Below are 12,848 nucleotides of genomic sequence, written 5' to 3' on the forward strand. Positions count from 1 at the left end.
GCCAACGCGGGGCGTCCGGTGGCCGTATGCCGCGCGAACAGCGCTCGACAGCTGACTGCGGGTGAGCTGTGCCTCGCTCTGTTCCGGCACCCCGCCCGGCCCCGTACTCTCACCGGGTGAGCACTCTGGAACGCGCCCGGTGCAGCCTGAAGGCGCACCCCCTCGCGCTGGACGCGGCGATCGCGGCGGGCGTGCTGATGTGCATGGTCGCCGGCTCCTTCGTGGACCCCCGCGGGGAGAACGGCGTCACCTGGGGCGTCCACAGTCCGGACCCGCTCAGCCTGCTCCTGATGACCCTCAGCGCCGCCGCACTCGTCTTCCGCCGCCGCGCGCCCAAGACGGTCCTCGCCGTCACCGGCACCCTCTCCCTGATCGAGTGCGTCACCGGCGACCCCCGCGCCCCGGTCGCCATGTCCGCCGTGGTCGCCCTCTACTCCGTCGCCTCGACCACCGACCGCACCACCACCTGGCGCGTCGGCCTGCTCACCATGACCGTGCTGACCGCCGCCGCCATGCTCGGCGGCCCTCTGCCCTGGTACGCGCAGGAGAACCTGGGCGTGCTCGCCTGGACCGGCATCGGCGCCACCGCCGGGGACGCGGTGCGCAGCCGCCGTGCGGTCGTCCAAGCCATGCGGGAGCGCGCCGAGCGGGCCGAGCGCACCCGCGAGGAGGAGGCCCGCCGCCGGGTCGCCGAGGAGCGACTGCGCATCGCCCGTGATCTGCACGACGTCGTCGCCCACCACATCGCGCTGGTCAACGTGCAGGCCGGAGTCGCCGCCCACGTCATGGACAGACGGCCCGACCAGGCCAAGGAGGCTCTCGCCCACGTCCGCGAGGCCAGCCGCTCGGCGCTGGGCGAACTGCGCGCCACCGTCGGCCTGCTCCGCCAGTCCGGCGACCCCGAGGCCCCCACCGAGCCCGCCCCCGGCCTCAGCCGCCTCGAGGACCTCGCCGGCACCTTCCGCAGCGCCGGACTCCCCGTCGAGGTGGCCCGTACCGACCACGGCACCGAGATCCCGGCCGCCGTCGACCTGGCCGCCTACCGGATCGTCCAGGAGGCCCTGACCAACGTGCAGAAGCACGCGGGCACCGACGCCAAGGCCGAGGTCAGCGTCGTACGCGTCGGACCGAACATCGAGGTCACCGTCCTGGACGACGGCTCGGGCGCGGCCGCCGAGCCCGGGGCCGGCGGCGGGCACGGGCTGCTCGGCATGCGCGAGCGGGTCACCGCCCTGCGCGGCACCCTCACCACCGGACCCCGCTACGGCGGCGGCTTCCGCGTCCATGCGATCCTGCCGGTCAAGACCCGTACGACGGCACCGGGAGGGCCCGCATGACGATCCGTGTCCTGCTCGCCGACGACCAGGCACTGCTGCGCAGCGCGTTCCGGGTGCTGGTCGACTCCGAGCCCGACATGGAGGTCGTCGGGGAGGCCTCCGACGGCGCCGAGGCGGTCCGGCTGGCCAAGGAGCACGGCGCCGACGTCGTCCTCATGGACATCCGGATGCCCGGCACCGACGGACTCGCCGCCACCCGCCTGATCAGTGCCGACCCGTCCCTCGCCCACGTCCGCGTGGTCATCCTGACCACCTTCGAGGTCGACGACTACGTGGTCCAGTCCCTGCGCGCCGGGGCCTCCGGCTTCCTCGGCAAGGGCAGCGAGCCCGAGGAGCTGCTGAACGCCATCCGGGTCGCAGCGGGCGGCGAGGCACTGCTGTCCCCGGCCGCCACCAAGGGCCTCATCGCCCGCTTCCTCGCCCAGGGCGACGACGAGGGCCGCGACCCCGCCCGCTCGGACCGCCTCGACGCGCTCACCGGCCGGGAGCGGGAGGTGCTCGTCCAGGTCGCCGGCGGCCACTCCAACGACGAGATCGCCGAACGCCTCGAAGTCAGCCCGCTGACGGTGAAAACGCACGTCAACCGGGCCATGGCCAAGCTGGGCGCCCGGGACCGGGCCCAGCTCGTCGTCATCGCGTACGAGTCGGGACTGGTACGTCCGAGGACGGACTGATCTCCACCCACGCGTACTGCGCGCGGAGTAGGGGCCGGATAAGGAACGGGACCTGGGGCCTACGGATTCGCCCTCGGGCATGGCTCAGGGTGTTGGGGTGGGCGCTCACATGTACGCCCCGCAGCAGCTTCTGCCGCTCACAGAAGAGAGACCCTGACCCATGTCCTGGCTGTCGAGATTCAGCCTCGCGCAACGGGCCCTGATCGGCCTGATGTCGCTCATCGCGCTCGTCTTCGGGCTGATCGCGATACCCCAGATCAAGCAGCAACTGCTGCCCACCATCGAACTTCCCATGGTGTCGGTCATCGCGCCGTACCAGGGCGCCGCACCGGACGTCGTCGAGAAGCAGGTCGTCGAGCCCATCGAGGACAACCTCCAGGGCGTCGACGGCATCACCGGTGTCACCTCCACCGCCGGCGAGGGCAACGCCGTGATCATGGCGTCCTTCGACTACGGCAACGACACCAAGCGGCTCGTCTCCGACGTCCAGCAGGCCGTCAACCGGGCCCGCGCCCAGCTGCCGGACGACGTCGACCCGCAGGTCGTCGCCGGCTCCACGGACGACATGCCGACCGTGGTGCTCGCCGTCACCTCCGGCAAGGACCAGCAGGCCCTCGCCGACCAGCTCGACAAGACGGTCGTACCGGCCCTGAAGGACATCGACGGCGTCGGCCGCGTCCAGGTCACCGGCGTCCGCGACCTCCAGGTCGCCGTCACCCCGAACAACGCCCGGCTCGCGCGGGCGGGGCTCACCTCCGCCGCGCTCGGCCAGGCCCTGCAGGCGGGCGGCGCGACCGTCCCGGCCGGCTCCTTCGACGAGGGCGGCGCCAACCGCACCGTCCAGGTCGGCGGCGGCTTCACCTCGCTGCAGCAGATCAAGGACCTGATGGTCACCGGCGAGGGCGTCCGGGAGCCCGTACGCCTCGGTGACGTGGCCACCGTGAAGCAGCAGCCGGCCCCGGCCGACTCCATCACCCGCACCGACGGCCGGCCCAGCCTCGCCGTCAACGTGACCATGGACCACGACGGCAGCGCGGTCTCCATCTCGAACGCGGTCGAGGACAAGCTGCCCGAGCTGCGCAAGGACCTCGGTTCGGGTGCCGAGCTCACGGTCGTCAGCGACCAGGGTCCGGCCGTGTCCAAGTCCATCAAGGGCCTGACCACGGAGGGCGCGCTCGGCCTGCTCTTCGCGGTCCTGGTCATCCTGGTCTTCCTGGCCTCGATCCGCTCCACGCTGGTCACGGCGGTGTCCATCCCGCTGTCGGTCGTCCTCGCCCTGATCGTGCTGTGGACCCGCGACCTGTCGCTCAACATGCTCACCCTGGGCGCGCTCACCATCGCCATCGGCCGGGTCGTCGACGACTCGATCGTGGTCCTGGAGAACATCAAGCGGCACCTCGGCTACGGCGAGGAGCGCAAGGAAGCGATCCTGGGCGCGGTGCGCGAGGTGGCCGGTGCGGTCACCTCCTCCACCCTCACCACGGTCGCCGTCTTCCTGCCGATCGGCCTGGTCGGCGGCATGGTGGGCGCCCTGTTCGGCTCGTTCAGCATCACGGTGACGGCGGCCCTGCTGGCGTCCCTCCTCGTCTCGCTGACGGTCGTACCCGTCCTGTCGTACTGGTTCCTGCGCGCTCCCAAGGGCACCCCCGAGGACGCCGACGAGGCTCGCCGCCGGGCCGAGGAGAAGGAGGCGAAGAGCCGCCTCCAGCGTCTCTACGTCCCCGTCCTGCGCTTCGCCACCCGCCGCCGCCTCTCCAGCGTGCTGATCGCGGTGGTCGTCCTGGTCCTCACGTTCGGCATGTCCGGACTGCTGAAGACGAACTTCTTCGACCAGGGCGACCAGGAAGTCCTCACCGTCAAGCAGGAGCTGAAGCCCGGCACCAGCCTCGCGGCCACGGACGCGCAGGCCAGGAAGGTCGAGAAGCTGCTCGCCTCCACCGACGGCGTCAAGGACTACCAGGTCACCGTCGGCTCCTCCGGCTTCATGGCGGCCTTCGGCGGCGGCACCGACACCAACCAGGCGTCGTACCAGGTCATGCTGAAGGACTCGGCGTCCCACGGCGACGTGCAGAAGCGCATCGAGGACGGGCTGAAGAAGCTCGACGGCGTCGGCACGACCACCGTGTCCGCCGGTGACGGCTTCGGCAACCAGGACCTCAAGGTCGTCGTGAAGGCGTCCGACGCGCAGGTGCTCAGCGAGGCCTCCGACCGGGTGCGCTCCACCGTGGCCGGCCTCGACCACGTCACCGACGTCACCAGCGACCTCTCGCAGAGCGTGCCGCGGATCTCGGTCAAGGCCAACTCCAGGGCGGCCGCGGCCGGGTTCGACGACCAGAAGCTGGGTGCCGCGGTCGCGCAGGCCGTGCGCGGTACGACGGCGGCGAAGGCGATCCTCGACGACACCGAGCGCGACGTCGTCGTGAAGTCGGCCAAGCCCGCCACCACCCTGGCCCAGCTGAAGGCGCTGCGCCTCGGCCCGGTGAAGCTCGGTGACATCGCGACCGTCAGGCTGGTCGACGGGCCCGTGTCCATGACCCGCATCGACGGCCAACGTGCCGCCACCATCACGGCCCGGCCGACCGGGGACAACACGGGCGCGGTCAGCACCCAGCTCCAGTCGAGGATCAAGGCCCTGAAGCTCCCGGCGGGCGCCGAGGCGGAGATCGGCGGGGTGTCCTCGGACCAGGACGACGCGTTCAAGAACCTGGGCCTGGCCATGCTGGCAGCCATCGCGATCGTCTTCATGCTGCTGGTGGCGACGTTCCGCTCGCTGGCCCAGCCGCTGATCCTGCTGGTCTCGATCCCGTTCGCGGCGACGGGCGCCATCGGCCTCCTCGTGGCCACCGGCACCCCGATGGGCGTCCCGGCGATGATCGGCATGCTGATGCTGATCGGCATCGTGGTGACCAACGCGATCGTGCTGATCGACCTGATCAACCAGTACCGCCGGCAGGGCCACGGCGTCGTCGAGGCCGTGATCGAGGGCGGCCGGCACCGGCTCCGTCCGATCCTCATGACGGCCCTGGCGACGATCTTCGCCCTGCTCCCGATGGCCCTGGGAGTCACCGGCGAGGGCGGCTTCATCGCCCAGCCGCTGGCGGTGGTCGTGATCGGCGGCCTGATCTCGTCCACGCTGCTCACCCTGCTCCTCGTCCCGACGCTCTACGCGATGCTGGAGCTCCGCAAGGAGCGGCGGGCCAAGAAGCGGGCAGCGAAGAAGGGCCTCTCCTCCCCGACGGAGTCCGCCTCCGAAGAGCCGGAGCCGGCGGGAGTCTGAACCCCGGCACCGGCGTCCCCTCCCTCACCGGGCTTTCCTATCCTGTGATCAGGAACTGCTCTTCGGGGGAGGGGGAACGGGGCGGTGGCGCTGCACGAGGGTGACCCCGGGTCGCTCGGCGGATACCGGATCGTCGACCGGCTCGGGGCCGGCGGCATGGGGGTGGTCTACCGGGCGAGGGCCCGGTCGGGCCGCGAGGTGGCCGTCAAGGTCGTCCACGCCCAGTACGCCGAGGACCCGGTCTTCCGGGCCCGCTTCCGGCAGGAGATCGCCGCCGTCCGCAAGGTGAGCGGCGCCTTCACCGCACCGGTCGTGGACGCCGACCCGGAGGCGCCCCGGCCCTGGATGGCCACCCAGTACGTCCCCGGCCGCTCGCTCTCCGCGGACATCCGCGCCGACGGCCCGCTGCGCGGCGCCGAGCTACGACGGCTCGTCCTCGGCCTGGTGGAGGCGCTGCGCGACATCCACCGGGCCGGGGTCGTGCACCGCGACCTCAAACCGGCCAACGTGCTGATGGCCGACGACGGCCCTCGGGTCATCGACTTCGGCATCTCGCGCGCGGCGGAGAACCAGGCGCTGACCGAGACCGGGCACATGATGGGCACCCCGCCGTTCATGTCTCCGGAGCAGCTCACGGATGCCCGGTCGGCGGGCCCCGCGTCCGACGTCTTCTCGCTCGCCGCGCTGGTCGTCTTCGCAGCGACCGGAAGCGGCCCCTTCGACGCCGACAACCCGTATCTGACGGCGTACCGGGTGATGAACGAGGATCCGGACCTGGCGGTCGTCACCGAGCCGCTGCGCACGATCCTGTCCCGCTGCCTGTCCAAGGACCCGACCGCCCGCCCCGCCCTGGACACCCTGTCCGCGGAGTTCGCGGCTGCCCTGCCCGAGCAGCCCGACGGCGAGTCCCGGACCGTTCCACAACGTCCTCGGAACCCGGAACCGACCCGCCCTCCGTCGGCCGCCCGACGCGTCCCCGCCGAGGCCGCGTTCGCACCCGAGGCCCCCACGCCCCGGGCACGCAGTCGTCGGCTGCCCTACGCCGCCGGGGTGGTGGGTGTGCTGGTCGCCGCGGTCATGGCCGTTCTGCTCGGGCCGCTCAAGGGCGGCGAGGGGAGCGGGGCGAGCCGCACACCGAACCCGGCGACCACCCGATGGGGCGCCCTCCCGGCGGGCTGGCGCCCCTGGCAGACGACGCTGGACGCGGTCGCCGCCCTCGGCGTCAAGCGTCCCTCGGCGCCGACGAACGGGTCCGACCCCGCCGAGCAGCCGTCCTGCATGCTGGACGGGGGCTCGGTCTACTGCGGGGGCAACGGGACCCTGCCGGTCCGCGTCGACGCCGTCACCGGCCGCATGCTCTGGCGCGCCGACACCCAGCCGCCGGGGCTCGACCGCGACAACTTCGACAGCAGGATCATCGGGGTGCACGAGGGCGTCGTGCTCGTGCACCAGAGCGTCCTGAACACAGCGGCCAACCTCACGGCGTCCTCCGTCGTCGCGTTCGGCGCCGACAGCGGACAGCGGTTGTGGTCCCGCCCGACAAGGGTGGGGAGCGCGTCCCCCACGCTCGTGGGTGGCCTGGTCCTCACGCCGGACGGCCTGACCGTGACCGCCCGTTCCCCGCGCGACGGCGCCGCGCGCTGGACGATGCCCCTGCCGGCCGGCGGATACCACTGCGACTTCCTCGGTGCGGGCGACGGCCTGTATGCGGACTGCACCGGCTACCACACCGCCTCCGGCGCCCAGCGCCGGCTGATCGCCGTCGATCCGGCGGACGGTTCCACGCGGCGGCTGGCGACCGCACCCTCGGTGGTCGCGGACTACGCCGGAACCCTGGACGGACGGCTGGTCTATGTGGGCAGGCGTATCGACGACCCGACGGCGAGCGACAACCCGTACGCCCGCGTCGAGGTGATCGACCCGCGCACCGGCACCCGCGAGACCCGCACCCTGTCCGAGGAACACCTGGGTCGGGCGGCGATGGTGCACGGAGTGCTCTGCTTCGCGGCCTCGGACGGCCGGATGAGCGCCGTCTCACCGGTGACCGGCAAGGGCGTGTGGCAGACCGCGACGACCCTTGAGCAGCCGGCCGCGCCGGTCGCGGACAAGCGGAGCAGCGTGTTCATGTACAGCGCGAGCGGCCGGGTCGCGGCCCTCGACGCCCGGACCGGGCACCTGCTGTGGGAGTCCCATCCCCGCGCGGGCAGGGTGCTGAGCGGCGACTACAGCTCGCCGGAGCTGTTCGTCAACGGCGGTTCCCTGGTGGTGACGACGCCCGACGGCACGCTCTTCACAGTGGATCCGGCCCACCCCGAACGGAAACCGGCGTCGACATGACGGACGCACGCCGACGCCGGACTCCGTCGGACGGCTACGGCAGCGCCAGCATCCGCTCCAGCGCCAGCTTGGCGAACGCCTCCGTCTCCTTGTCGACCTCGATGCGGTTGACCAGGCTGCCCTCGGCCAGGGACTCCAGGGCCCAGACAAGGTGGGGCAGGTCGATGCGGTTCATGGTCGAGCAGAAGCAGACCGTCTTGTCGAGGAAGACGATCTCCTTGCCCTCGGGAGCGAAACGGTTCGCCAGGCGGCGGACCAGGTTCAGCTCGGTGCCGATGGCCCACTTGGAGCCGGCGGGAGCGGCCTCCAGTGCCTTGATGATGTACTCCGTCGAGCCGACGTAGTCCGCCGCGGCCACGACCTCGTGCTTGCACTCGGGGTGGACCAGGACGTTCACGCCCGGGATGCGCTCGCGCACGTCGTTCACCGAGTCCAGGCTGAAGCGGCCGTGGACCGAGCAGTGGCCGCGCCACAGGATCATCTTCGCGGCCCGCAGCTCGTCGGCCGTCAGACCGCCGTTCGGCTTGTGCGGGTTGTAGACCACGCAGTCGTCCAGGGACATGCCCATGTCCCGCACCGCGGTGTTGCGGCCCAGGTGCTGGTCGGGCAGGAACAGGACCTTCTCACCCTGCTCGAAAGCCCAGTCCAGGGCACGCTTGGCGTTCGACGAGGTGCAGATGGTGCCGCCGTGCTTGCCGGTGAACGCCTTGATGTCGGCCGAGGAGTTCATGTACGAGACCGGCACGACCTGCTCGGCGATGCCTGCCTCGGTCAGCACGTCCCAGCACTCGGCGACCTGCTCGGCCGTGGCCATGTCGGCCATCGAGCAGCCGGCGGCCAGGTCCGGCAGGACGACCTTCTGGGCGTCGGACGTCAGGATGTCCGCAGACTCGGCCATGAAGTGCACACCGCAGAAGACGATGTACTCGGCCTCCGGGCGCGCGGCCGCGTCCCGGGCCAGCTTGAAGGAGTCGCCCGTGACATCGGCGAACTGGATGACCTCGTCGCGCTGGTAGTGGTGGCCGAGCACGAAGACCTTGTCGCCGAGCTTCTCCTTGGCCGCGCGGGCGCGCTCGACCAGGTCGGGGTCGGACGGCGAGGGCAGGTCGCCGGGACACTCGACGCCCCGCTCGCTCTTCGGGTCGGCCTCCCGGCCGAGAAGCAGGAGGGCGAGCGGGGACGGCTGTACGTCGAGCTCCGGGGTCTGGGCGGTGGTCACGTCACGCACCCTTTCTACTTTTCGTCCAACTGACACTATCTATCATAACTGGTTCACGTCACTTTGACGACGGCCATAGCGTCGATGTGACGTGAATCCCGCCCGGGTCCCTCGGCTCCCTCTTCGGGCTGCTGTCCGCCCTCTCGGGCATGTGCGAGCATGAGGTCGGAACGAAAAACGCGACCACGCGAACGCCCGGCCCGGAATGAATCCGCGGAAACGCCGGTTGCACTGGTCGGCAAGCAGTCTCCGTACAACCCGGGAGAGATGTAGATGTCCGTATCGGACGAGACCACCACCGTCACCGACGGCATCGTTCTGACCGACGCCGCAGCGTCCAAGGTCAAGGCCCTGCTCGACCAGGAAGGCCGTGACGACCTCGCCCTGCGCGTCGCCGTCCAGCCCGGCGGCTGCTCCGGCCTGCGCTACCAGCTCTTCTTCGACGAGCGCTCGCTCGACGGCGACGTGGAGAAGGACTTCGGCGGGGTCAAGGTCGTCACCGACCGCATGAGCGCTCCCTACCTGGGCGGCGCCACCATCGACTTCGTGGACACGATCGAGAAGCAGGGCTTCACGATCGACAACCCGAACGCGACGGGCTCCTGCGCCTGCGGCGACTCCTTCAGCTAAGCCGGCCACAGCCTGACGGCTGAGCCGGTCACAGCCCGACGACGAAGGCGGCGACCCCCTCCGAGGGGGTCGCCGCCTTCGTGTGTCCAGGGGCGTCAGCGGGCCTGCGGCCGCAGCGCGCCGGCCTTCGCCTTCGGGATCTGCGCCCCGTCCGGGCCGACCACCTTCCGGCCGTCCAGCGGCGCGTCCAGCCGTACGGTCTTCACGTAGAACCTGGCCATGGCGACACAGATCTTGTCCGGCCAGACCTTCTCGGTCACCGTCACCGTCACCCGGTCCGCGCTCTCCTTCGCCGACGCCCTGTAGTCGGCGCACACCCCGCCCGAGAAGCTCACGTTCAGCTCGCGGCCGTCGGCGGTGTAGCCGTCGACCTTCACGTCATGCGTCTTCGGCGCCGAGGACGGCGAGGACGGCTCCGGGGACGGCGCCGAGTCCGAAGGCGAGGTCAGGTACTTCGGGTCCACCGCCGGATACGTCACCGTGAAGGCGCCCCGCGCCGCCGTACCCCGGACCGCGAACAGCCAGGACGGCACCAGCGTCTGCCGCCCGGCGACCGAGTGCGCGGCCAGCCCGAACACCGCCTTCTCCACGGTGACCGTGGCCGCCCGGGGTGCCGTCGTGGACGTGCCGCACGGCTGCTCCAGCCGGTTCTTCAGCGGGACGGGACTCGCGCAGCCGCCGATGCCCATCCGGTGCCCGTGCTTCTGTGCGGAGTTCATCAGCGCCAGCGTCTTCTCCGCGCCGAGCACGGGGTACGTGTCTCCCTTGGCGGGCGCCACCAGCAGCCCGTGGCCGCCGACGACGTCCCCCTGCTTGTCGACGGTCAGACCGGTCGTCCAGCCGTACGTGGGCAGCCCGCCCACCACCGGATCGGCGTTGACCACCCGCTGGGCGCCCATGATCTGGCTCGCGTCGACCTTCGCGTCGTCCTGCCCGAGCGCCTTCAGTACCGGCGCCGCCGTCTTCTCGGCGACCGCCACGCTCACCGGCTCGCCCGCCGGAGCGCCCGGGTCCTGCGCGCAGACGGTGACCTTCTTGCAGTTGTCCGTGCCGGGCGCGTACCGGCTGAAGGTCCAGCTGCCCGGGGCGTCCTTGGTCACCTGGAGCGTCGGCCCGGAGCCGTCCTTGCCGCCGACCCGCCAGCTCGGCCCCTCGGCCACCGGTGTGCCGTCGATCCCGAGGGCCTTGGCCAGCCGGGCCACGTCGTCCTTGCCGACCTCGCCCTTCGGCGCGTACACCGGCGCCGAGCCGGGACCGTCGGCCAGCTTCGCCGCGGTCACGTACGTCGCCCCGTACGGATCCGGCTCACCCGGTGCGATGTCGCCCGTACCGCCCTGCGCCCAGCCGTCCAGGACGAGGGGCGGGGGAGTGCCGCCACCGCCGGACCCGCCGACGCCCGTACGGCCGTCCGAACCGTGGTTCACGGCGAGGATCGCGCCCCCGCCCCCGACCAGCAGGACGGCCGCGGCGACCGAGACGACGACCATGGAGGAGCGCCGCCGCCCGGACCGCTCACCGGTGTCGGCGTCACCGACCTCGCCGACCTCACGGATCTCGCCGACCTCGTCGCGCGGGGTTCCGGCGCTCTCGCCGCTCCCCGAGTCCTCGGAGACACCAGAGGCCTCAGAGGCGTCGGAAGACGCAGGGGCGTCAGAGGTCTCCGAGGCCTGGGGGTCCTTCGAGGCCCGGGGTTCCTTCGAGACCTGGGAGTCCTTCGAGGCGCCCGAGGTCCCGGGCTCCTCGGCAGTCTCGGCGTTCTCGGCCGCGTCGGAGACCGCGGAGACCTCGGGCTCCTCGGAATTCTCAGGTCGCTCGGTGTTCACCGCATCGCTCCTCGCTGGATCGTGTCCCACGCCCCCGGCACGGGGGACGGCGATGGGACGAGCGAGGGGAGCGTGCGGTTCCCGCAGTACGCCCGGGGCGTCAGTCGCCGTAGTCCGACATGGCGTCCAGCAGCCGGGCCGACTTCTTCGGCACGGTCACCCCGTGGATCAGCGACGGAGGCACCGGGCGGGAGTCGGCGTGCTCGGGAACCGTCCAGTGCGGGGCCATCCGGGCGCAGTCCCCGCGCAGCGAGGCGAGGTCGCCCTCGAGATCGGCCGGAGCGTAGGAGTGGACCTTGAGGTTCGTCATGACGGCACCGTAGGCATGCCGAGCCTCGCGAAGAAAGATCTACTATCGGGTAGTTTTGCCAGCTTCAGTGGCTGCCCATGAACGGGTAGCGTGAACTGTCAATCCAGCCTCCCGCAGGAGAATGCCTGTCGTGCGCATCGCAGTCACCGGCTCCATCGCCACCGACCACCTCATGACCTTCCCCGGCCGCTTCGCCGACCAGTTCGTCGCGGACCAGCTGCACACGGTCTCGCTCTCCTTCCTGGTCGACAACCTGGACGTCCGCCGGGGCGGCGTCGGCGCGAACATCGCCTTCGGCATGGGTCAGCTCGGGACCAAGCCCATCCTCGTCGGAGCCGCCGGCTTCGACTTCGACCAGTACCGCGCCTGGCTGGACCGCCATGGTGTGGACACCGACTCGGTCCGTATCTCCGAGACCCTGCACACCGCCCGCTTCGTGTGCACCACCGACGCCGACCACAACCAGATCGGCTCCTTCTACACCGGCGCGATGAGCGAGGCCCGCCTCATCGAGCTGCAGACGGTCGCCGAGCGCGTCGGCAGCCTCGACCTGGTCCTGATCGGCGCCGACGACCCGGAGGCGATGCTCCGCCACACGGAGGAGTGCCGCTCCCGGAACATCCCCTTCGCCGCCGACTTCTCCCAGCAGATCGCCCGTATGGAGGGCGAGGAGATCCGGATACTGCTGGACGGGGCGACCTACCTCTTCTCCAACGAGTACGAGAAGGGGCTCATCGAGTCCAAGACCGGCTGGACCGACGCCGAGATCCTGTCCAAGGTCGGCCACCGCGTCACCACCCTCGGCTCGCGGGGCGTGCGCATCGAGCGGGCCGGCCAGGACCCGATCGAGGTCGGCTGCGCGGAGGAGGAGCGCAAGGCCGACCCCACGGGTGTCGGCGACGCCTTCCGCGCCGGCTTCCTCTCCGGCCTGGCCTGGGGCGTCTCCCTGGAGCGCGCGGCGCAGGTCGGCTGCATGCTGGCGACTCTCGTCATCGAGACGGTGGGGACGCAGGAGTACCAGCTGCGGCGGGCGCACTTCATGGACCGGTTCACCAAGGCGTACGGGGACGAGGCCGCCGAGGAAGTCCGGGCTCACCTGGGCTGAGGGCGCCGTTCCTTCGGGTGCGGGCGCGAGGGGGCTGGTCGCTCCCCCACTCTCGGCTTCGCTCGAGCGGGGGGGGGGGGGGGGGGGCCCCCAACGCGGCGGGGGGGGGGGGGGAAACCCCCCCCCCCCCAGCGGG

9 protein-coding genes are annotated in these 12,848 nt (G+C 71.5%); 6 read left to right on the top strand and 3 right to left on the bottom strand.

Annotated features, from left to right (window positions below):
- Window positions 1-116 precede the first annotated feature (116 nt).
- From ACIF83_RS30490 to ACIF83_RS30505, 4 genes are all read left to right on the top strand, one after another.
- On the top strand, window positions 117-1,337 hold the full coding sequence (locus ACIF83_RS30490) for a sensor histidine kinase (RefSeq protein WP_393466205.1): 1,221 nt from the start codon (window positions 117-119) through the stop codon (window positions 1,335-1,337).
- Window positions 1,334-2,011 carry a response regulator gene (locus ACIF83_RS30495; RefSeq protein WP_393466207.1) on the top strand — a complete coding sequence of 226 codons (678 nt, stop codon included), beginning with the start codon at window positions 1,334-1,336 and terminating at the stop codon, window positions 2,009-2,011. The genes ACIF83_RS30490 and ACIF83_RS30495 overlap by 4 nt, the downstream gene beginning before the upstream one ends.
- Window positions 2,012-2,171: 160 nt before the next feature.
- Complete coding sequence (locus ACIF83_RS30500) at window positions 2,172-5,288, top strand: efflux RND transporter permease subunit (protein WP_399731674.1); 3,117 nt, start codon at window positions 2,172-2,174, stop codon at window positions 5,286-5,288.
- Window positions 5,289-5,372: 84 nt separating this feature from the next.
- Complete coding sequence (locus ACIF83_RS30505) at window positions 5,373-7,625, top strand: PQQ-binding-like beta-propeller repeat protein (protein WP_399731677.1); 2,253 nt, start codon at window positions 5,373-5,375, stop codon at window positions 7,623-7,625.
- Window positions 7,626-7,659: 34 nt separating this feature from the next.
- Here the strand turns inward: ACIF83_RS30505 and nadA are convergent, their stop codons facing one another.
- A complete protein-coding gene (gene nadA / locus ACIF83_RS30510) occupies window positions 7,660-8,844 on the bottom strand; it encodes a quinolinate synthase NadA (protein ID WP_393466215.1) in 1,185 nt (394 codons plus the stop codon).
- Window positions 8,845-9,117: 273 nt separating this feature from the next.
- Between nadA and ACIF83_RS30515 the strand changes: the two genes are divergently transcribed.
- Window positions 9,118-9,474, top strand: a complete 357-nt coding sequence (locus tag ACIF83_RS30515) for an iron-sulfur cluster assembly accessory protein (protein WP_111002424.1) — start codon at window positions 9,118-9,120, stop codon at window positions 9,472-9,474.
- Between the two features lie 95 nt (window positions 9,475-9,569).
- Here ACIF83_RS30515 and ACIF83_RS30520 read toward each other — a convergent pair whose 3' ends face one another.
- Together ACIF83_RS30520 and ACIF83_RS30525 are read right to left on the bottom strand one after the other, a co-directional pair.
- Window positions 9,570-11,297, bottom strand: a complete 1,728-nt coding sequence (locus ACIF83_RS30520) for a hypothetical protein (RefSeq protein WP_399731681.1) — start codon at window positions 11,295-11,297, stop codon at window positions 9,570-9,572.
- A 100-nt stretch (window positions 11,298-11,397) separates the two neighbouring features.
- A complete protein-coding gene (locus tag ACIF83_RS30525; RefSeq protein ID WP_393466221.1) occupies window positions 11,398-11,607 on the bottom strand; it encodes a hypothetical protein in 210 nt (69 codons plus the stop codon).
- A gap of 130 nt (window positions 11,608-11,737) precedes the next feature.
- Between ACIF83_RS30525 and ACIF83_RS30530 the strand changes: the two genes are divergently transcribed.
- Window positions 11,738-12,712 carry a carbohydrate kinase family protein gene (locus tag ACIF83_RS30530; RefSeq protein ID WP_393466224.1) on the top strand — a complete coding sequence of 325 codons (975 nt, stop codon included), beginning with the start codon at window positions 11,738-11,740 and terminating at the stop codon, window positions 12,710-12,712.
- Window positions 12,713-12,848 lie beyond the last annotated feature (136 nt).

The sequence above is a fragment of the Streptomyces sp. NPDC085866 genome (genome assembly GCF_044541035.1).
Lineage (GTDB): Bacteria > Actinomycetota > Actinomycetes > Streptomycetales > Streptomycetaceae > Streptomyces.